General features: G+C 73.8%; 14 protein-coding genes. 7 read left to right on the top strand and 7 right to left on the bottom strand.

Annotation, left to right across the window (positions count from 1 at the left end):
• Window positions 1–24 precede the first annotated feature (24 nt).
• The 4 genes from GKC29_RS23940 to GKC29_RS23925 all read right to left on the bottom strand — a co-directional run bounded on the left by GKC29_RS23940 (window position 25) and on the right by GKC29_RS23925 (window position 5,142).
• The gene (locus GKC29_RS23940; protein WP_155332967.1) at window positions 25–1,725 is read right to left on the bottom strand and encodes a CDP-glycerol glycerophosphotransferase family protein; all 1,701 of its coding nucleotides are present in this window, start codon (window positions 1,723–1,725) and stop codon (window positions 25–27) included.
• Entirely contained in the window at window positions 1,715–3,250 is a 1,536-nt protein-coding gene (locus GKC29_RS23935) for a bifunctional cytidylyltransferase/SDR family oxidoreductase (RefSeq protein ID WP_155332966.1), read from the bottom strand. Before GKC29_RS23935 ends, GKC29_RS23940 begins: the two co-directional genes overlap by 11 nt.
• A gap of 184 nt (window positions 3,251–3,434) precedes the next feature.
• Window positions 3,435–4,250: an ABC transporter ATP-binding protein gene (locus GKC29_RS23930; RefSeq protein ID WP_155332965.1), complete on the bottom strand. Its 816-nt coding sequence runs from the start codon at window positions 4,248–4,250 to the stop codon at window positions 3,435–3,437.
• Window positions 4,243–5,142 carry an ABC transporter permease gene (locus GKC29_RS23925; RefSeq protein ID WP_155332964.1) on the bottom strand — a complete coding sequence of 300 codons (900 nt, stop codon included), beginning with the start codon at window positions 5,140–5,142 and terminating at the stop codon, window positions 4,243–4,245. Before GKC29_RS23925 ends, GKC29_RS23930 begins: the two co-directional genes overlap by 8 nt.
• A gap of 149 nt (window positions 5,143–5,291) precedes the next feature.
• Here GKC29_RS23925 and GKC29_RS23920 point away from each other — a divergent pair, with 149 nt between their 5' ends.
• The 4 genes from GKC29_RS23920 to GKC29_RS23905 all read left to right on the top strand — a co-directional run bounded on the left by GKC29_RS23920 (window position 5,292) and on the right by GKC29_RS23905 (window position 9,807).
• Window positions 5,292–5,945 (top strand): TetR/AcrR family transcriptional regulator, encoded by a 654-nt coding sequence (locus GKC29_RS23920; RefSeq protein WP_155332963.1) that lies wholly within the window; start codon window positions 5,292–5,294, stop codon window positions 5,943–5,945.
• Between the two features lie 98 nt (window positions 5,946–6,043).
• Entirely contained in the window at window positions 6,044–7,153 is a 1,110-nt protein-coding gene (locus GKC29_RS23915) for a DegT/DnrJ/EryC1/StrS aminotransferase family protein (RefSeq protein ID WP_155332962.1), read from the top strand.
• Entirely contained in the window at window positions 7,150–8,184 is a 1,035-nt protein-coding gene (locus GKC29_RS23910; protein ID WP_155332961.1) for a Gfo/Idh/MocA family protein, read from the top strand. The genes GKC29_RS23915 and GKC29_RS23910 overlap by 4 nt, the downstream gene beginning before the upstream one ends.
• Before the next feature lie 30 nt (window positions 8,185–8,214).
• Entirely contained in the window at window positions 8,215–9,807 is a 1,593-nt protein-coding gene (locus GKC29_RS23905) for a glycosyltransferase family 4 protein (RefSeq protein ID WP_155332960.1), read from the top strand.
• Between the two features lie 105 nt (window positions 9,808–9,912).
• Here GKC29_RS23905 and GKC29_RS23900 read toward each other — a convergent pair whose 3' ends face one another.
• The 3 genes from GKC29_RS23900 to wecB are packed head-to-tail and all read right to left on the bottom strand — an operon-like array spanning window position 9,913 to window position 14,606.
• Window positions 9,913–12,048, bottom strand: a complete 2,136-nt coding sequence (locus GKC29_RS23900) for a glycosyltransferase (RefSeq protein ID WP_155332959.1) — start codon at window positions 12,046–12,048, stop codon at window positions 9,913–9,915.
• On the bottom strand, window positions 12,045–13,469 hold the full coding sequence (locus GKC29_RS23895; protein ID WP_155332958.1) for a glycosyltransferase: 1,425 nt from the start codon (window positions 13,467–13,469) through the stop codon (window positions 12,045–12,047). Before GKC29_RS23895 ends, GKC29_RS23900 begins: the two co-directional genes overlap by 4 nt.
• Before the next feature lie 48 nt (window positions 13,470–13,517).
• Entirely contained in the window at window positions 13,518–14,606 is a 1,089-nt protein-coding gene (wecB, locus tag GKC29_RS23890) for a non-hydrolyzing UDP-N-acetylglucosamine 2-epimerase (protein WP_155332957.1), read from the bottom strand.
• A 231-nt stretch (window positions 14,607–14,837) separates the two neighbouring features.
• Here wecB and GKC29_RS23885 point away from each other — a divergent pair, with 231 nt between their 5' ends.
• From GKC29_RS23885 to GKC29_RS23875, 3 genes are all read left to right on the top strand, one after another.
• Complete coding sequence (locus GKC29_RS23885; RefSeq protein WP_155334308.1) at window positions 14,838–16,373, top strand: glycosyltransferase family 4 protein; 1,536 nt, start codon at window positions 14,838–14,840, stop codon at window positions 16,371–16,373.
• 63 nt (window positions 16,374–16,436) lie between these two features.
• Window positions 16,437–17,786, top strand: coding sequence for a glycosyltransferase (locus GKC29_RS23880; protein ID WP_155332956.1), 1,350 nt, complete (start codon window positions 16,437–16,439; stop codon window positions 17,784–17,786).
• Entirely contained in the window at window positions 17,783–20,035 is a 2,253-nt protein-coding gene (locus GKC29_RS23875; protein WP_230688784.1) for a glycosyltransferase, read from the top strand. The genes GKC29_RS23880 and GKC29_RS23875 overlap by 4 nt, the downstream gene beginning before the upstream one ends.
• The last annotated feature ends 161 nt before the right edge of the window (window positions 20,036–20,196 follow it).

The following is a 20,196-nucleotide window of genomic DNA, read 5'->3' as shown; positions in this document are numbered from 1 at the left end:
TGGGGGTGGGCGCCCCGGCGGAGATCAGGCGGTAGCGGCCGGGCTGGCGGCGGCGTCGGCGGCGTGGGGGGCCGGCACGGCCGCGTCGCCGTCCAGTTCCCGACGGGCGGCGGCCAGGAAGCCATCGGCGTACGACTCGGTGGGGAAGTCGCCGAGGTAGCGGGTCCGGGTGGCCCACCGGGTCTCGGCCAGCGGGTCGTCGCCCAGCAGCCGGTCCAGCACGTCGTCCACGTTGGACATGTCGCGTCGCAGCACGTACCCGGACGCCGCGAGGGGGAACTCCGCCGGGAACCGGGCACCCGCGTCCACCATGTCCGTCACCGCGTACGGCTTGCCGGAGTAGAGGTAGTCGGAGATGACCCCGGAGACGTCCGAGACCAGCGCGTCGGACCGGTTCACGCACTCGGTCAGGGTCAGCTCGCGGCTGGCCGCCGCCCCGAACACGTGCGCCCGCCCGGTGCGGGCCCGGTCGGCGGCGAGCAGGTCGTGCAGCCGCGCGAGCTGCCGCGCCGACGCCGGGTTCTGCGCGGTGTACGGGTGGGCCCGCAGGATCACCGTCGCGCCCCGCTCCAGCAGGCCGCGCAGCAGCGCCTCCCCGGCCGGCAGGGAGCAGTAGTTGGTGTCCGCGTGGTGCCCCGTCCAGGTCGGCGTGTAGAGGACGGTCGGCGTCGCGGCGGTCACCGGCCCCCGGCGTACCTCGATGCCCTCCACCTGCGGCCGGCCGACCACGACGAACTTCTCGGCGGGAATGTGGACGCCCGCGCGGGCGTACCGGTCGATCGCCGCCCGGCCGGCGACGAAGATCCGGTCGAAGATGCCGGAGACCGGGTTGGCGCTCGGCGCCTTGTCGCTGTCGCCGTGGTGCAGCTGCACGTGGGTGAGCTGGGTGTAGCGGATGCAGTGGCTGTTCTTCGCGCCGTGGTTGACGTAGAAGGCGACCCGCAGGCTCGGTGCCAGCGCCTCGTCCATCGCGCTGAGCGTCGGGCAGTAGACGACCGGTGCGGTGGTGGCCGCCGAGACGGTCGGCAGGAACTCCGGCTCGCGGAGCATGACCAGGAACGGCCGGCCGAGCCGCTCCAGGTACGGCAGCCACATGGTGACCTGGTACTCGGAGCCGGGCGGCGCGGAGAAGTAGAGCAGGAACTCGGGGCGGTGCCGGCGCAGCGCCCGGGCGACCGGTCCGCCTCCGGCGGCGGGGCGGAACCGCCGGCGGGCCAGGCCCAGCGCGACCGCACCGGCGACACCGCCGACCAGCAGGGCGGCGGCCAGGGCCACCCAGGCGGGCAGGGTCGCCGCGGCGGCCCCGGCGATCAGGGCGAGCAGCACGAGCAGGGCGACGGGCAGTTCGGCGGCGACCAGCGGGGTCCACCCGCGTACCGGCAGGTTGGCGGCGCGGATCTGGAGGTTGCCCGCCTGCCGCAGCGGGCCGACCAGCAGGGCCAGCCCGAGCACCACCAGCGCGGTGGCGGCCAGGGCGGGGTCGAAACCGTCGTCGAGACGCCGGGCGTACCCGGTCAGGATGCCCGCTGCGAGCAGGACGGTCTCCGCGACGCCGTCGGCCTGTGGCCGGACCCGGCGCTCCCAGCCGGCCGCCGCGAGCGCGGCCACCGCGAGCCCGAGCCCCCACGCCGTCGCGCCGGTGAGCGCCAGCACGACGAAGGCCAGCACCGCCAGGCCCGTGGCCAGGCCCCGGGCGATCAGCTTCCGGACGAGGTCACCACGCATTGCGGCCCGCTCCCACCTGGTCCGCCGGGCGCTCGTCGCGCTCCGGCCCGGCCGGTGCCGGCAGCACCGTCGACTCGGCGCCGGCCGCCGGCTCCGCGGCCTCGTCGCCGGAGCGGCGTACGTCGATCACCTGACCGGTGAGCCCGGACAGCAGCACGTCCAGCGACGCCCGGGCCACCGCGTCCGCCGAGAGCAGCGTGTGCGCCGGTTCCGCGCCGAACGCCCGGGTCCGCATCGGGGTCGCGGTCCGCTCCGGGTTCACGCAGTTGACCCGTACGCCGTCCTCCGCCCACTCGTCGGCGAGCGCCTGGGTGAGGTTGACCAGGGCGGCCTTGGTGGCGGAGTACAGCGCGTACCGGGCCCGGCCCCGGGTGTACGAGCTGGAGGTGTACAGCAGCAGTTGGCCACGGGTCTGCCGCAGGTACGGCAGTGCCGCGCGGGCGACCGTCACCGGCCCGACGAAGTTGACCTGGAGCAGGCGGTCCATCGTGTCGGCGTCCATCTCGGCGAGCGCGCCCTTCTCCAGCAGCCCGGCGGTGACCACCACGTGGTCGATCCGCCCGGTCGCGTCGAAGGCGGACTTCAGGGCCGCCTCGACGTCCTCGGCGCGCTCGACGTGGGTGCCGGTGGCGGAGCGGCTGAACGGGAAGACCCGCGCGCCGTAGCGCCGGGCCAGGTCGGTCAGCTCCTGCCCGATGCCGTAGCTGCCGCCGAACACCACGATCGTCCGGCCGGTCAGCTCCTCGGTGTAGCCGCGGTGGTCGGCCAGCCGGTGCGCCTTGGCGGCGGCGAGCTGGAAGAGCTTGTCCGCCAGGTGCACGTCGACCGGGTGGGTGACCTTGATGTTCTCGTCCGCCCCGTCGATCACCTTGATCGGCGTGCCGGGCAGGTAGCGCAGCACCACGCCGCAGTCGTCGGTCGCGGCGAAGTCCGGGTCGCCCTCGGCCCGCCGGTACGCCTCCCGGATGGTGCCGGAGCGGAACGCCTGCGGGGTCTGGCCCCGGCGCAACCGGGAGCGGACGGGGATGTCGGTGATGCACTCGTCGTCGTCGACCTGGATGATCGTGTCCGCCGACGGGATGGCCACGTCGACGGCGGAGTACGTCCAGAGCGCGTTCACGCACTCGCGGATGATCCGGCCGCTGACCAGGGGACGCACCGCGTCGTGGAACAGGATGTTGCAGTCGCCGGCGCCGATCACGTCCAGCGCGAGGCGGGTGGTGGCGTTGCGGGTGTCACCGCCCTCGACGACGGTCGTGACCTTGCGGAAGCCGGCCCGCTGGACGATCCGCTCGGCGTCGGGGACGTGCCCGGCGGCCATCATGACGACGATCTCGTCGATCTCCGGCGCGGCCTCGAAGACCGCGAGGGTGTGCTCGATGATGGGCTTGCCCGCGACCTTGAGCAGCTGCTTGGGGATGCCCAGGCCGAGCCGCGTGCCGGTGCCGCCGGCCAGGATCACCGCCACGGTCCGGGTGGGTCGCCACGGGCCTGGATCCGGCACGGTAGCCGGGTGCTGCGTCATGCGGGGCCTCACTGGGGTCGCGATCGTCGTCTGACTGTGCACGGAAGGCTCACCCGCCACCGGTGGCGGGAACACCCCCGGGCCGCACCGGCGAGGGCCGGGCGCCCGGGTCGTACGACCATAGCGCCCGGCCGGCCCGGCGGGCCCGGTCCGGACACCCCGCCGGGTGCGGGGTGTCCGGTCTCTACTTGGCGTTCGTGAACTCCTCGTACTGCGCGACGACCTCGCTGGTCGGGCCGTCGGCCCGGATCACGCCGGACTCCAGCCAGATGGTCCGCTCGCAGGTCTCCCGGATCGTGCTGATCTGGTGGCTGACCAGAAAGACCGTGCCGGCGCCCGCGCGCAGCTCGCGGACCCGCTGCTCGCTGCGCCGGCGGAAGCGCCGGTCACCGGTCGCGAGCGCCTCGTCGATGAGCAGCACGTCGTGGTTCTTCGCCGAGGAGATCGCGAAGCGCAGGCGGGCCGACATGCCCGAGGAGTACGTGCGCATCGGCAGCGAGGCGAAGTCACCCCGCTCGTTGATGCCCGAGAACTCGATGACCTCGGGCGTCTTCGCGCGTACCTCTTCCGGGGTGAAGCCCATCGCCAGCAGGCCGAGGGCCACGTTCCGCTCGCCGGAGAGGTCGTTGAGCAGGGCGGCGTTGACACCGAGCAGGGACGGCTGCCCCTGGGCGTAGACGGCGCCCTTGTTGACCGGCAGTAGCCCGGCGATCGTGCGCAGCAGGGTGGACTTGCCGGAACCGTTGCTGCCGATGAGGCCGATCGCCTCGCCCCGGTACGCGGTCAAGGTGACGCCCTTGACCGCGTGCACCTCCCGCACGGTGGGGGCCGGCATCCGGGTGACCAGCCGCTTCAGGGCGGTCACCGGCGAGGTGCCACCAGCCGGGCCGGCGCCGTGCACCCGGTAGATGACGTGCGCGTCGTCGACGATGACGGTGGGGATGCGCCGCCCGTCGGCCGTGGTGGTCGCCGAGCGGTCGAGGGTGGTGGGGTCAGCCACGGCCGTACTCCATTTCGCCGCGCCAGAAGTAGAGGAAGCCGCCGACGCCGATCACGACCGCCCAGATGGCGGCCATGAGCCACAGCTGGGGTGCCGGCGAGGTGAGCGGGGCGCCCTCCATCAGGGCGTGCCGGATGAGCTCGATGTAGATCAGCAGAGGGTTCGCGTGGACGATCTCGACCAGCACCGGGCTGGGCAGGTTCTCGGCGAACTTGTCGACGCTGTAGAGCACGCCGGAGCCGTACATCCAGGTCCGCAGGACGAACGGCATCAGCTGCTTGATGTCGGTGAGCTTCGCGCCCACCCGGGCCATCGCCATCGCCAGGCCGGCGTTGAAGAGCGACTGGAGCGCCACCGCCGGCACCACCAGCAGCCACTCGACGGTGATCGGCTCGCCGGTGGCGAGCACGATGCCGATCAGCACCACCATGGCGGTGATCAGGTGCTGGAGCTGGGTCAGGGTGACCGCCAGCGGAAGGCACCCGCGGGGGAAGTGCAGCGCCCGGACCAGGCCCAGGTTGCTGCTGATCGCCTGCACCCCGCCGGAGACCGCGGCCGAGGTGAAGTTGAAGACGAAGAGACCGACGCAGAGGTACGCGATGAAGTTCTCGACGCCGCCTCGAGTGCCCAGGATCACACCGAAGATGAAGAAGTAGACGGCCGCATTGGTCAGCGGTGTCAGCACCTGCCAGATCCGGCCGAGCCGGGTGGTGCTGAACGACGCCACCACCTTGGCGTTCGCGTACGCCGCGATGAAGTGTCGGTAGGACCACAGCTGCCGCATGTACGCGGCCAGAGTGGGCCTGTCCCCGGCGAAGCTCAGGCCGTACCGCGCGGCGAGCTGCGCCTGCGTCAGTCCTGAGTCGGGGTCGGCCACCGCCGTGTGGGCCATGGGTAGGCGCTCCGATCTTCTGGTGTGCGGGATGAGCGCGACAACGGACGGAGGGGCGGAAATGGACGCCCCGCCCGATCGCTGGACGCAAGGTAGTGCATGGTCGCGTCGGGACGCAACCGTTCCGTCCCTGCGCTACATTGTTCCACGTGACGACCGAGAAGAGGCGTGCTCCGGCTGGCGCGGCGGTGCTCCGGGACGACATCACCGCAGCCATCCGGGACGCCGTCATGCAGGAGCTCGCCGTCGTCGGCTACGCACGGTTGTCGATCGAGGCGGTGGCCCGGCGGGCCGGGGTGAGCAAGTCCGCCGTGTACCGACGCTGGAGTTCGAAGCTGGATCTGGTCCTGGAGATCGTCGGGTCGGTCGCCGGGCAGCGGTTCCTGCTTCCGGACACCGGCAGCCTCACCGGTGACCTCGAGCTGGTCTTCATGATCATGTCACGTGCCCTGCGCCACCCGCTGGCGTCCCAGATCATCCCGGACCTGCTGGCCGAGGCGGCCCGCAACCCGCAGATCGGGCAGACGTTGCAGGGTGCCCTGCGCACCTACCAGCAGGCGATGGGCGAACGCCTGATCAGCCGGGCGGTGGCCCGGGGTGAGCTGGCGGCGGGCGTCGACCACTCGGTCGCCACCGACCTGATCGTCGGCCCCCTCTACTGGCGGCTCGCGGTCGCCCGGGTGCCGCTGGAGCCCGCCGACGTGCCACGGCTCGCCGCGGCCGTCGTCGGCGCGCTGCGGGTCGCCGGCCAGCTCCCGGTGCCGAGCCAGAGCGAGTCGTCGTTGGCCCCCCAGCCACAGTGACTGGCTTCCCACTCGTCCCAGACGTACCGCATGTCCCATCCGAATCCGTACCGGTTAGCATCGCGGCCGGACGAGCTCCAACCGACAGGAGGCAGCCCATGCCCGGGCCTAATGCAGAGTTCATCCCCCCAGCCCGGCCGGTGATCGGCGAGGCCGAGATCGAGGCGGCTGTGCGGGTGCTGCGCAGCGGCATGGTGGTCCAGGGCCCTGAGGTGGCGGCCTTCGAGCAGGAGTTCGGCGACCTCGTCGCCGGCCGGCACTGCGTGGCCGTCAACTCCGGCACGTCAGCCCTGCAGCTCACCCTCATGGCGCTCGGCTTCGGCCCGGGTGACGAGGTCGTCGTGCCGTCGTTCTCCTTCGCCGCCAGCGCGAACGCCGTCCGCCTGGTTGGCGCGACGCCGGTCTTCGTCGACATCGAGCCCGGCAGCTTCTGCCTGGACCCGTCGGCCGTCGAGGCGGCCATCACGCCGCGCACGGTCGCCATCATGCCGGTCCACCTGTATGGCCACCCGGCCGCCATGGACCGCATCATGGCCATCGCCGAGCGGCACGGGCTGGCCGTCGTCGAGGACGCGGCCCAGGCGCACGGCGCCGCCCTGGGCGGTAGGCCGGTGGGCGCGTTCGGCACCGCCGGTTGCTTCAGCTTCTACCCCACGAAAAACATGCACAGCCTCGAGGGCGGCATGATCACCACCGCCGACGCCGGTCTCGCGCGCACCCTGCGCCTGCTCCGCAACCAGGGCATGGAGCAGCGGTACGCCAACGAGATCGTCGGTGCGAACATGCGGATGACCGACGTCGCCGCCGCGATCGGCCGGGTGCAGCTGCGCCAGCTGCCGGAGTGGACCGCGCAGCGCCAGGCGAACGCCAAGTTCCTCGACTCGAAGATCACCGGCATGGTGACCCCGCCGGTGGCCGACGGGGCGGTGCACGTGTACCACCAGTACACCGTCCGGGTTCGCGGTGACCGGGACGCGGCCCAGAAGCGCCTGACCGAGCTGGGCATCGGCAACGCCGTCTACTACCCGACGCCGATCCACCGGCTGCTGCCGTACCTCGACGAGAACGGCAAGCCCGGCCCGTGGGACCTGCCGGAGACCGAGCGGGCCGCCGCCGAGGTGGTCTCGCTGCCGGTGCACCCGTCGCTGAACCAGGACGACCTCGAGCGGATCGCCGAGGGCGCGAACCTCGCCGGGGGTGCCCGATGAGCGGCAAGCAGCTGCGCGCCGGCCTGATCGGCCTGGGCGCGATGGGGCGCAACCACGCCCGGGTGCTCTCCGGCCTCGACGGTGTGGACCTGGTCGGCATCGTCGACCCCGCCGGCGACCCGACCGGCCAGCTCCGCGCGCCGGTGCTGCCCACCCTGGACGAGCTGCTCGCCCTCGGCATCGACTACGCCGTGGTCGCCTGCCCCACCGCGCTGCACGAGCAGATCGGCCTGGAACTGGCCCGCAACGGCGTCAGCGCCCTGATCGAGAAGCCGCTGGCGCAGTCGGTCGAGGCGTCGGTCCGGCTGGTGGAGGCCTTCGAGTCGGCCGGGCTGGTCGCCGGCGTCGGCCACATCGAGCGGTACAACCCGGCCCTGCAGAACCTCCGGCTGCGGCTGGAGGCCGGCGAGTTGGGCGAGGTGTACCAGGTGGTCACCCGCCGGCAGGGCCCGTTCCCGCACCGCATCGCCGACGTCGGCGTGGTGATGGATCTGGCCACCCACGACATCGACCTCACCGGCTGGGTGACCGGGCGGGAGTACACCTCGGTGTCGGCCCGGACGGTGTCCCGCAGCGGCCGCCTGCACGAGGACATGGTCGCCGCGGTCGGGCAGCTGTCCGACGGCACGATGGTCAGCCACCTGGTGAACTGGCTGAGCCCCCTCAAGGAGCGCTCCACCGTGATCACCGGCGACCGGGGCTGCTTCATCGCCGACACGCTGACCGCCGACCTCACCTTCTACGCCAACGCGGCGATCGACATGGAGTGGGAGGCGCTGCGGACCTTCCGCGGCGTCGCGACGGGTGACATGATCCGCTACGCCATCCCGAAGCGGGAGCCACTGCTCGTCGAGCACGAGCGCTTCCGTGACGCCGTGGAGGGCAAGGAGAGCGACATCGTCACCCTGCGGCAGGGCCTGCGGACCGTCCAGGTCGCCGCAGCGCTGCTGGAGTCGGCGTCGGCGGGTGTGACCGTCTCGGTCGCGCCGGCGGACGACGCCGGCCCGCTGCAGGCCACCGTCACGTCCTGACGGCGGACGGTCGAGGAGACAGGGCAGCAGATGGAAGCTGGTAGCGCGCCGCGTCCGACCCGCGGCCGCGTCGTCATGCTCGTCGACAACGGGGTGCAGGGCGACTCGCGGGTGCAGAAGACGGCCCGTTCGGCCGCCGAGGCGGGCTGGGACGTCGTGCTGCTCGGCATCCTCGGCACGGGCGCGCAGGAGAGCTGGTCGATCGGGGACGCGCGGGTCCGGCTGATCCGCGTTCCCCGTCGGCTCGGTCAGCACCCCACCCAGTTGCACCGCTCGTTGCGGCGGCCGCTGGCGTACCCGCCGGGACGGCACGGCGGATACCGCATCGGGCGGATGAAGGCCTGGCAGGCGGCGATCGAGGAACGGCGGGTGGCCCTCGCGGTCGCCCGCCGCTCCGGCGAGGCGTCGCTGCCCCAGCGTCTCGGCGGCCTCGCCGCGCCCCCGGCCGCGCTCGCCGCCAAGGCGCTCGCCCGGTGGGCTCGGTTCCGGGGCGGCGAACTGCACCGCCTGCGGCTGCGCCAGCAGGATCCGAACGACCTCATCACCCGTACGTCGATCCGGTTCTGGCAGGCGGTACTGGGTCCGCGCAGCTGGCGCCGCTTGGACCGTGGTCTGTGGGACTACGAGCTGGCGTTCGGCCCGATGATCGACGAGCTGGAGCCGGACATCATCCACGCCAACGACTTCCGCATGATCGGAGTCGGCGCCCGGGCGACCCGGCGGGCCCGGGCGCGCGGCCGCGGCACCCGGCTCGTGTGGGACGCGCACGAGTTCGTCGGCGGCGTCCTCGGTCGCGCCGACAACCCCCGCTGGCTGCCCGCCCAGGTCGCGCACGTGGAGGAGTACGTCGGCGCCGCGGACGCCGTCATCACCGTGTCGGCGACCCTGGCCGACCTCCTCCAGCGCACGCACCGGCTCCCGGTCCGGCCCGACGTGGTGCTCAACGCCCCGCCCCGTCCGGTACCGGGCGGGCTAGACGACGGCGACGTCCGCGCTCGGTGCGGTCTGGGCCCGGGGACGCCGCTACTCGTCTACGGCGGCGGCGTGAACCCGTCACGTGGTGTCGAGCTGATGATCGACGCCCTGCCGCACCTGGCCGGGGTGCACGTCGCCCTGGTCACGCTGCACCCGACCGCCAGCAACGCCGCCTCGGAGGCGCTGCTCGCCCGGGCCGTCGAGACCGGTGTGGCCGACCGGGTGCACCTGCTGCCGTACGTGCCGCACTGGCAGGTGCCGGCCTTCCTGGCGGGCGCCGACGCCGGGGTCATCCCGATCCACCACAAGCCGAACCACGAGCTGGCGCTGATCACCAAGTTCCTCGAGTACTCCCACGCCCGGCTGCCGATCGTCGTCAGCGACGTGCGGACGATGGCCGACACCGTCCGGGAGACCGGCCAGGGGGAGGTCTTCCGCGCCGAGGACGTCCCGGACTACGTCCGGGCGGTTCGGGCGGTCCTGGCCGACCCGGCCCGCTACCAGGCCGCGTACGACCGGCCGGGCCTGCTGGACGGCTGGACCTGGGAGGCGCAGGCCGAGGTGCTGGAGAGCGTCTACCGCCGGGTGCGTCCGGACCTGGCGCCGCCGGCCGCGGACCGGCCGGGCGCGGCGGTGGCCGCCGGCTGACGCCGCCGGAGGCGCAGACCGCGCCCACCCGGCCCCGATCGATGGCGCACCCGGAACGGCGGGCCCGGCGCACTGAGCCGCCGGGCCCCGGGTGAACGCCCTGGCCTAGCCGTGGTGGCCGGGCAGCAACAGCTCGTCGAAGTCGTGCCGGACGACCGACCAGTCCCAGGTCTTGGTCGCGGTTGCGGCCGCCGAGGCGCCCTCCGCCCGCCAGACGTCCTCACGTGCGGTGGCCGCCCGGATCCGGGCCGCCGCCTCCTCCGGGGTCTCCACGACCCAGTCGGCGGGGAACAGCGTCCGGGCGCCGGTCGCGCTCCGGGCGAAGAATGGCCAGTCCCGGACGACCGGGACCGCGCCGCTGGCCGCCCCCTCGACCAGCGCGCAGTGGAAGCTCTCCCGCACCGAGCTGCTGACGATGACGCCGACGCCGCGCAGCACCTCCGGAACGTCGTCGACGTGCCCGATGCGGGTCACCGCGCCGGACGGCTCCAGCTCGGCGAGGTCGGCCGAGAGCGCCTGCTGGTACTGGCGGACGGACTCGCTCGCCGTCGGGTCGAGACCGCCGCCGATCAGCAGCAGCCGGTACCGGTCGTCCTCCGCCCGCAGCCGGCGGAGCACCTCGATGGTCCACCGCGGGTCCTTCGCGACCGCGCTGGTGCCGATCAGGCCGAGCGTGAAACGGGCCGCCGGGTCCTTCGGACGGTCGAAGCTGCGCAGGTCCATGGCGTTCGGGATGACGTGCAGCGCCGGCGCCTGCTCCCCGGTGAGCGCCGGCACCACCTGGCGGGTGAAGTCCCGGAGGTGGTCGGAGACGAACACCAGGTCGTCCACCCGGGAGAAGTCGATCAGGTGGGGCCAGAAGCTGAACGCCTCAAAGCTGTGCAGCCGCATGACGATCCGGGTGTTCCCGGGATCGACCAGGGTGGTCATCCCGGCGGCGGCGACGCACCAGTCGACGAAGAGCGTGTCCGCCCAGTCGAGGTGCGGGCGCAGCCACTCCTCGACCCGGTTGCCGTATTCGCTGCGGCCCGTGACCAGGTGCTCGACGATCCCGCCCGGGTTGTGCGTGAGCGGCGCCGCGACCTCGTCGTCGGCCAGGTGCAGGTACCGCAGTTCCACCTCGGGCGCCTCCGCGTACCGCTGCCGGATCTCCCGCAGGAAGTGGGCGTTGCCGTTGGTCATGACGAGCAGACGCAGCGGCCGGTCGGCCGGGGGCCGCGCGGCGGCCGTCGCGCGGCCGCGCGGAGTGGCCAGCGCCCGGGCAGCGGCGCTGGCCCGCAGCGGCGCCAGGAACTCGGCCGGCCGCTCGGCCAGCGGCGAGGAGAGCTGGTCGAAGTGCGGTACCCGGTGGAACAGCAGCCGCAGCGCCTTGTGCAGCGACTTCGCCGCGCGGGCCGGCTGCCGGGCGAGGAACTCGTCGGCGAGCGCCAGCTCGGCCGCGACCGCCTCGGGGAGGCAGACCGGGACGTGACCCAGGGCCAGCTCGTCGGCGGCCTCCCGGGTCAGCAGGTCGGCGCGGCTCTTCCGGCCGCCGATCCGGCCCGCGGCCGCGGCGGTGGTCGCCGCCGCCAGGCCGGGACGCCCGGCCTGCACCGAGCGCAGGTGCACCCGGTACGCGAGGGCCACGCGGACCCGCTCCGGCAGCCCGGGCGCGGCCACGGCCGAGCGCCAGAACCGCCCGCCCACCCGGCTGCGGAGCACCGCCGGGGCCATCGCGGCCTCCAGCGACTCTCGGGCTCCGGTCACGGCCGCCCGCCGCGCACCGCGCACCGCGATGCCGGCGCGGGCGGACAGCTGCTCCGCCGGACGCCGGGTCACCCGGTGGGTGCCCTCGTGCCGGGCCCGGACGATGCGGCCCGCCGCTCCGATCCCGTTGCAGGCGTCGGCCCTGGGCTGCCGCTGAGCCATCTCCCACACCGTGTGGACGGCGGTCGGGTCGAGCGCGACCAGCACGTCGGCCGTCCGGGTGCGGCGGCGCACCCAGGGATCCGCCCAGGCCCGCAGCCACAGGGCGCGGGACGGCTGCGGGGTCCGGGCCAGTGCCCGGCGGAGCTTCGGGTCCACCGGCTCGGCCGGCAGCGTACGGACCTCGGCGACGGCCGGATCCAGTCCCAGGTTCTCGGCGTCGACGTCCCCGACGACGCTGATCGAGGCACCCTGGTCACGGAACCGGCGCAGCGCCTCGCGCAGCACCGACACCTGCTGCGGCCGTTCACCGACCACGATGAGCACCTTCGTCATGCCTGTCCGCCTTCGCTGGGAACGCCGTCGGTGTCGCGCGCCGGTGCGCCGGTCACCAGCGCGGTCGCCTCCGCGACGGCCGGGGCGAGCTGCGCCCCGCGGGTGAACCGGAGGGCGTGCGCCCGGGCCGCGGAACGCTGGTCGTCGGTGGCCTCGACGGCCAGTCGTGCCGCCGTGATGAACGAGTCCGCGAGGCGGCGCGGGTCCAGGCCGACCGCACCGGTCCACAGTGGGTGCCCGGCGAGCACCCGCGCCGCGTCGTGGTCGACCTCGTGCGCCGAGAGCACGGGCAGGCCACTCGCGGCGTACTCGTACACCTTGCCGGAGGTCACGAAGCGGCCGCCCACCAGCATCAGCACCAGCGCGTCCCACCGGCCGTACGCGGCGGCGACCTCCGCCTTCGGCAGCGGCCCGCCGAACTCGACGCCGTCGCCCTCGGCGGCCCGCAGCAGCTCCATGTGCGCGTTCGCCTCGCGCAGCGCGCCCGCGCCGATGTGCCCGCGCACCTCGAACCGGCTGCGGGTGAGCAGCGGATCCTCCCGGCGGGCCAGCCGCCATCCGGTGAGCACGGAGTCGAGCAGGGCGGGCGCGAAGTTGATCGAACCGAGGTAGCCGAAGGTCAGCCCCGCGGCCGGGTCGGCGCGGTGCGTGGTCGCCGGGACGCAGTCCTCGTCGTAGCCGTTGCGCACGACGCGTACGCGGCCCCGCAGGGCCGGGTACCGCTCACGGTAGAAGTCGGCGATCGGCTCGTTGACGCACCAGACCGCCCGGGCCTCGGCCAGCACCTTCGACTCCCAACGACCGGCCGGTGAGGTCTCGGCGAAGGCCGCCCGGCCGCCGATCACGTCCACCGACCAGCCGTCGCGGAAGTCCACCACGTACGGCACCCGGTACTCCTCCCACAGCCGCCAGGTGGCCGCCAGGTTGACGTACGGGGCGCAGGTGGTCATCAGCAGGTCGGCGGCGTGCTCGCGGTGGATGCGCAGCAGCGCCTTCTCCAGCTCCGGCCGCCAGCCGCCGAAGACCGGCTCCGGGAAGACCTGCAACTCCTGCCGGCGCTGCTGCTCGATCCACTGCTGCGGGTGCAGGGAGCGGGCCTCGGAGTACGCGCGGACGTCGGTCTCCAGGTCGGCCCGGGCGAGCGGCAGCCGCTCGACGACGATGCGCGGGTCGACGCCCTCGGAGAGGGTGTGGTCGACGCCGTACTCGCGTTCCCACGACTCGTCGGCGATGGTGACCACTGTGACGTCCCAGCCGCGTGCGGCGAACTGGTTGGCGGTCTCCCGCATCCGGTAAGCGGAGCTCTTGGCTGCGGGCGGGAAGCCGATGGCCAGGTAGATGACGTGCGGGCGGGCGCCCCGGCGGGGCCGCGGGCGGGCGGCCCGGGCCAGGGTGGCGAGGGGGGACAATCTGCTCGGCATGGTGGCGTTCGACGATCTCTTCCTGCGGGTGAGGGGCGGTGCGGGGGATCAGGCGAGGGCGTCGGCCAGGACGTTCACCACCCGGCGGGCGGCCCGCCCGTCCCCGAAGGGCTCGCCGCGGGCGGCGTCCGGCGCCGGTCGGGTGGCCGCCGCGGTCCAGGCCGCCGTGCCCATCAGGTGCGGGTCCGGGGCGAGGCGGTTCCAGTCTCCGTCGAGGGTCTCCGGCCACTCGGTCTCCGGCCGGAGCGTGGTGCACGGGCGGCCCAGCAGGAACGCCTCCTTCTGTAGGCCGCCGGAGTCGGTGAGCACGCCCACCGAACCGAGCACCGCCGCCACCATGCCGGCGTACGGCAGGGGACGGCCGGGCCGGAGCGCGCCGCGCTCGAGCTTGACGCCGTACTCGTCGGCACGGGCGGACAGGCGCGGGTGGGCCAGCAGCGCCACCGGCACCGGCAGGCCGGCCAGCGCGTCGACCAGGGCGGCCAGCCGGTCCGGGTCGTCGGTGTTCTCCGCCCGGTGAAGGGTGGCGACCAGGTACGGCTCGGCCGGATCGATCCCCTCCGGAAGGGCGGGGGCGGGTCGGCCGCCGGCGAGGACGGTGTCCCGCACGGCGAGGCAGACGTCGACCATCACGTCGCCGACCAGCACCGAGCGGCTCGCCAGGCCCTCGGCGGCGAGGTGCCGCAGGGCCTCCTCGGTCGGCGCGAGCAGCAGGTCGGCCGCGTGGTCAGTGAGCACCCGGTTGTGCTCCTCGGGCATCCGCCGGTTGAACGAGCGTAGGCCCGCCTCCAGATGAGCCACCCGCAGGTGCTGCTTGACCGCGGACAGGGCGCCGGCCAGCGTCGAGTTGGTGTCGCCGTACACCAGCACCCAGTCCGGCCGCTCGGCGGCCAGCACCGGGTCGAGGGCGGCGAGAGCGTGCCCGGTCTGCACCCCGTGGCTGCCTGAGCCGATGCCCAGGTGCACGTCGGGCGCGGGGATGCCGAGGCCGGTGAAGAAGACATCGGACAGGTCGACGTCGTAGTGCTGGCCGGTGTGCACGATGACGTGTCGGTGCTCCGTGCCCGCGAACGCGCGGGCGATCGGTGCGAGCTTGACCAGTTGAGGTCGGGCACCGACGACGCTGAGGACCTTCACGTGGCGGTACTCCAAGTCTCCGGGGGCCGGCGCGGCCGGTGTCGTGCCGCGCGTTCGGTCGCCGGTGGAGGGGCCGGCGTCGATCTTCGGCTGCGGTCACCTTACAGACGGAGTCTAGCCAGCCGGAGATGGTGGCTACCGTAGACTCGCCAGGCCCCGGGTGGGGACGACGATGACGAAAGGGACGCGGGCCGGATGATGTCCACAGGTGCCCGGCGCGGGCGGATCGTGATGCTCGTGGACAACGGTGTCAGAGGTGACTCCCGGGTCCAGAAGACGGCCCGGTCCGCCGCCGCCGCCGGTTGGGAGGTGATCCTCCTCGGCCGCTCCCCGTCCGGCCTGTCCGAGACCTGGCGGCTCGGTGACGCCGAGGTCCGGCTGCTGCCCGTCCCGGCCACCCTCGCCAAGCACCGGCACGAGTACCGCCGCCGTTGGCTTCGCGCGCCCCTTGCGTACCCGCCGGGCGGTCTGGCCGCCCACAGGAAGCAGTGGGTGCGGGCCTGGCGGACCGATCTGGGCCTGCGCGCGGCCGGGTCCGGCTCCACGACCCGGCTGCGTGCCGAGGAGTTCGCCGCCGGTCTGCTTGAACGCTGGGTCGACTTCCGCGCCGCCCAGCGGAAACGCGCACCGCGGACGTTGCACGGCCCCTGGGACCGGGCGTACACGGCGTTCTGGCAGCGACTGATGGGCGACCGCGCGTGGCGGCGCCTGGCGCCCGGCCTGTGGGACTGGGAACTGGCGTTCGGGCCGGTGGTCGACCGGCTGGCGCCGGACCTCATCCACGCCAACGACTTCCGGATGCTCGGGGTCGGGGCGCGCGCCAAGATCCGGGCCCGGGCGCGGCAGCGTGAGATCAAGCTCGTCTGGGACGCCCACGAGTTCCTGCCCGGCGTCCGGCCGGTGGCGCACAACGCCCGCTGGCTCCCGGCGCACGCGGCCCACGAGCGGGAGTACGCGCCCTGCGCCGACGCGGTGCTGACCGTGTCGGACTCGCTGGCCGAGCTGCTGCGTGACACCCACGGCCTGCCCGAGCTGCCGACCGTCGTGCTGAACGCGCCGGAGGCGTACCCGGAGCCGGCGGCGAGCGACGACGCGCCGGGGCCGGACGTGCGGGCGCTCTGCGGGGTGCCGCCGGAGGTGCCGCTGCTGGTCTACAGCGGAGCCGCCGCCGAACAGCGGGGCCTGGGAACGATGGTCGAGGCGCTGCCCCTGCTGGACGGCGCGCACGCCGTGTTCGTGGTCAACCGGCCCACGGGTCCGTACGTCCAGGGACTCGTCGCCCGGGCTGCCGAGCTCGGCGTGGCGAACCGGGTGCACGTGCTGCCGTACGTGGCGCACTGGCAGGTCGTGCCGTTCCTGGCCGCGGCCGACGTCGGGGTGATCCCCATCCACCACTGGCCCAACCACGAGATCGCGCTGATCACAAAGTTCTTCGAGTATTCGCACGCGCGCCTCCCCATGGTCGTCAGCGACGTGCGGACAATGGCGGCGACGGTACGGTCGACGGGGCAGGGCGAGGTGTTCCGGGCGGAGGACGTGGACGACTACGCCCGGGCGGTCCGGCTGGTGCTGGCCGACCCGGGGCGCTACCGGGCGGCATATCAGCGGCCCGGGCTGCTGTCCTCGTGGACCTGGGAGGCGCAGGCGGAGATCCTCGACGAGCTCTACGCCCGGCTGCTGCCCGCCGCAGCCGGCGACACCGCCGCCCCGGCCGACGCGGCGGCCGTAGGGCACCATGTCGAGATGGGGAGCAGGCCCTCGGCCTGAGCGCCGCCCGACCCAAGGCCCCGGTGCCCCGCCGTGGCCACGACACCGAGCGAAGAAAGCGCGATGCGACGAGATGTGCAGCCCGCCGGCCCCGCCGGCCGGCGTCCCCGCCTGCTCTACCTGGCCTTCTTCTTTCCGCCGAGCCGGGCCAGCGGTGTCTTCCGCGCCCGGGCGACGGCCAACCACTACGCGGAGGCCGGCTGGGATGTGACAGTGATCACCGCCCCCCGGGAGTTCTTCAGCTACTACCTGGAGGGCGGCAGCGACGAGACGCTGGAGGCGACCGTCGACCCGCGGGTACGCGTCGAGCGGCCGCCGATGAACACGTACCACTGGGAGACCGACGTCCGCCGGTTCAGCCGGCTCCGCAAGGCCGTGCCCGTGGTAGCCGACCGGTTCTACCGGCGGATGCAGAGCCTGTTCCTGCCGGAGCACTACATCGGCTGGATTCCGGGCCTGCTCAAGCGCGCCTTCGCGCTGCACGCCCGGAACCGTTTCGACCTGGTCGTCGCCACGGGCAACCCGTTCGTATCGTTCGCCGCCGCCTGGTTCCTGGGTCGCTCCTGGCGGGTGCCGTACGTGGTCGACTACCGGGACGCCTGGACCTTCAACCAGTTCACCGAGGAGGTCCGGTTCGGCCCGGGCACGCGTACGGCCACCTGGGAGGCGCGCGTGCTGCGGGACGCCGCCGAGATCGTGTACGTCAACGACGGCATGCGCCAGTGGTACGCCGAGCGCTACCCCTTCGCCGCCGACCGGATGACTGTCGTGCCGAACGGCTGGGAGCCGGAGTTCGTCGGCAGACCCGCGTTCCAGCCGCCCGCCCCGGACCGCCCGCTGCGCTTCGGCTACCTCGGCACGGTGACCCCGTACCTGCCGCTCGGCGTGCTGTTCGAGGGCTGGCGCAAGGCCCGGACCGACCCGGTCATGGCCGACGCCGAGCTGCACGTCCACGGCCACCTCGGCTTCTTCGCCCAGACCGCCGAAACGTTGCGGGAGCAGCTGCTCCAGCACGAGGACGTCGGGGTCCGATACCGGGGCTCGTTCGGCAAGGCCGACGTGGCGCAGGTGTACGCGGAGACCGACGTGCTGGTCTTCTGCGTGCCCGGCGCCAGGTACGTCACATCTGGCAAGGTCTTCGAGTACATGGCCTCCGGCAAGCCGGTCGTATCGGTGCACCGGCCGGACATCGCCGCCGCCGAGGTGCTGCAGGGCTACCCGCTGTGGTTCGCCGGCGAACGGTTGGACGCAGACTCCGTGGCCGAGTCGTTCGTCGCCGCCGCCAAGGCCGCCCGGGAGCAGGACCCGTCCCGGCACGCTGCCGCCCAACAGCATGCCGACATGTACACGAGGAGCGCGACGCTGCAGCCGTGGGAGGCCCGGATGCGCGCGCTGGTCGAGGAGTCCCGTTGAGTACCGAACCCCGTCAGGTCGTCTACCTCGCCCTCGGCCCGCACCGGGTCCGGGCGGCCGAGCAGCACGCGGCCCGGCTGACCGCCGACGGCGCGCGCGTCGCGCTCGTCGTGCCCGACATGCCTGAATGGAGTCACGTCGACCTGCCGGCGGGCGTTGCGCTGCACCGAGTGGAGAGCGGTGACCCGCGGGCCACCTCCCGGACCGCCCGGCGGCTGCTGCGCGACCGCAACGGCCCGCTGCGCGGCGCCGACCTGCTCGTCGTCGGCGACCCGTACGGCTTCCCCGCGGCCTGGGACGCGGCCCGGCGGTGGGCCGGCCTCGCCGTCACCTTCGAGCCGGTGCCCGAGCCGGGTCGCCGGCCCGCCCCGGCCGACCTGGCGGTCGTCACGCCCTGGTACCCGTCGGCGAACAACCCGCTGGCCGGTGCGTTCGTGGAAGCCACCATCGGCGCGGTCCGGGCGGAGCATCCGCGGGTGTCCGTCCTGCACACCGAGGACTGGCCGTACCGGTACGACGCCCCGGACGTCGAGGCGATCTCCCTCGCCGCCGCGCGCCTGGCCGGACGGGTCGGCCCGCTGGTGCGGGACACGCCGGCGGGGGAGGTCACCCGGGTCCCGGTGCCCATCTCGTCCCGGCGTGACTACGCCGCCTGGGCCCTCGGGCACGTCGAGGCGATGCGCCGTACCCTGCCGACGGGCCAGATCGAGGCCCCGATCGTGCACGGCCACACCGGCATCTACGGCGGCGTGGTCGCCCAGCGGCTGGCCCGGCCCGACGCCCGGGTGGTGATCACCGAGCACGCCAGCTTCCTGCGGCCGATCTTCAAGCAGCCCGCCGCCCGCCGGCTCTACGAGGAGGCGCTGCACCGGGCCGACGTGTTCCTGTGCGTCAGCCGGTACCTGTACGACCAGGTCCGGGACGAGTTCCCGCACCACGAGCACAAGCTGCGCGTCGTTCCCAACGCCATCGACTTCGCCGACTTCGCGCCGCGCACCGAGCCGCCGCGGGACCTGCTGCGGTGGCTGTACGTGGGCCGGCTGAGCGAGCAGAAGGGCGTCGACCGGCTGCTGTCGGCGTTTTTCACCGTGGCGGCCGAGGAGCCGGCGGCCACGCTGACGCTGGTCGGCGCCGGGCCGCTCGTGGAGCGGATCCGCGAGGAGACCGCGCGGAGCCCGTACGGCGACCGGGTGGACCTCCGCCCGGCGGTGTCGCCGGTGGAGGTTCCCAGCCTGATGCGTGCGCACGACCTGCTCGTGCACGCCAGCCCGGCCGAGACGTTCGGGATGACCGTGGTGGAGGCCGTCGCCTGTGGCACGCCGGTTCTGGTGGCGGCGAGCGAGGGCCCGCAGGAGACGTTGAGCGGGCTCAACCGGCGGGCCGGCCTCCTGGTCGAGGTGAGCGAGGACCCGGCGGTGCTCGTGGAGGGCTACCGCGAGCTGCGCAAGCACATCGACGAACTGGACCTGCCGACGGCGCGGGCCACCCTGGTCGAGCGGTACGGGCGGGAGGCGGTCGCGACCCGATTGCGGGAGGTGTACGCGCCGGCCGAGGTGAGCGAGGCGGCCGAGGTGCTGGCGGCCGAGGTGCCCGTACCGGGCGAGGAGGCGGCGCCCGTGGTGGCCGCGACGGACGCCACCGAGGCGACCGGTGGGACCGTGCCGCCCGGTCCGCTGCCGCTGGACACGGGCGCGCCGCGGGTCGTGCTGGTCTCGATCAGCCCCCCGCAGTTCAAGCTCGTCCGGCAGTACGTCCAGCGCCTCCTCGACCGGGGCTACCGGGTCGATGTGATCACCAACGACCCGCTCCAGTGGCGTCGGTCCGAGGTTGACGAGCGGGTGCGCCTGCTGCCGATCGACGCCGGCGAGCGGCGGCGCCCGGTGTACCGGGCCGAGCAGTTGGCCGTCTACCGCGTCCCCGGCAAGGCGATCTCGGTGGCCCGGCGGCGGGCGAAGGGGAGCGAGGCGCTCTGGCCGGAGCTGGTCGTGTCCCGGTTGGAGCGCACCCACAGCTCGGCCGCCCGGTGGTTCCACACGTCGGTCTTCTACCCCGGTTACCGGATTGTGCGTCCCCGCGTGCTGTGGAAGATCGTCTGGCGGGATGTGCTGCCCAAGCTCGACCTCGCCCGTACCGAGCGCGTGGTGGTGGCCGGGGTGTTCGGCGTCTCGATCGGGTGGCAGCTGGGCCGCCTACGCACCGACCTGACGGTCACCACGTCCCTCGTGCCGCCGGAGCCCGTGTCCCGCTGATCCGCGCGCCCGGCGCCCGAACCGCAGCTCAGGGCAGGGGCGCCGGGCGCCCGGTCGCGGGGTCGCGAGGTGGCGGCAGCTCGGGGTGCGCCTCGCGTAGACTCGCGGAGGCTCGCGGGCCGGCTCCGGCGTGATGAGCCGACGGTCCCGCTCGGTGCGGG

The sequence above is a fragment of the Micromonospora sp. WMMC415 genome, assembly GCF_009707425.1.
Classification (GTDB): domain Bacteria; phylum Actinomycetota; class Actinomycetes; order Mycobacteriales; family Micromonosporaceae; genus Micromonospora.
The sequence above is the reverse complement of the archived record's forward strand: the minus strand, read 5'-3'. Positions and strand labels throughout refer to the sequence as shown.

Excerpts from the sequence above, each read along its gene's own strand:
- GKC29_RS23885 (WP_155334308.1), top strand. The coding sequence starts at position 14,838 with ATGCTCGTGGACAACGGTGTCAGAGGTGACTCCCGGGTCCAGAAGACG.
- GKC29_RS23940 (WP_155332967.1), bottom strand. The coding sequence starts at position 1,725 with ATGCGTGGTGACCTCGTCCGGAAGCTGATCGCCCGGGGCCTGGCCACG.
- GKC29_RS23910 (WP_155332961.1), top strand. The coding sequence starts at position 7,150 with ATGAGCGGCAAGCAGCTGCGCGCCGGCCTGATCGGCCTGGGCGCGATG.
- GKC29_RS23935 (WP_155332966.1), bottom strand. The coding sequence starts at position 3,250 with ATGACGCAGCACCCGGCTACCGTGCCGGATCCAGGCCCGTGGCGACCC.
- GKC29_RS23895 (WP_155332958.1), bottom strand. The coding sequence starts at position 13,469 with ATGCCGAGCAGATTGTCCCCCCTCGCCACCCTGGCCCGGGCCGCCCGC.
- GKC29_RS23925 (WP_155332964.1), bottom strand. The coding sequence starts at position 5,142 with ATGGCCCACACGGCGGTGGCCGACCCCGACTCAGGACTGACGCAGGCG.
- GKC29_RS23880 (WP_155332956.1), top strand. The coding sequence starts at position 16,437 with ATGCGACGAGATGTGCAGCCCGCCGGCCCCGCCGGCCGGCGTCCCCGC.
- GKC29_RS23900 (WP_155332959.1), bottom strand. The coding sequence starts at position 12,048 with ATGACGAAGGTGCTCATCGTGGTCGGTGAACGGCCGCAGCAGGTGTCG.
- GKC29_RS23905 (WP_155332960.1), top strand. The coding sequence starts at position 8,215 with ATGGAAGCTGGTAGCGCGCCGCGTCCGACCCGCGGCCGCGTCGTCATG.
- GKC29_RS23915 (WP_155332962.1), top strand. The coding sequence starts at position 6,044 with ATGCCCGGGCCTAATGCAGAGTTCATCCCCCCAGCCCGGCCGGTGATC.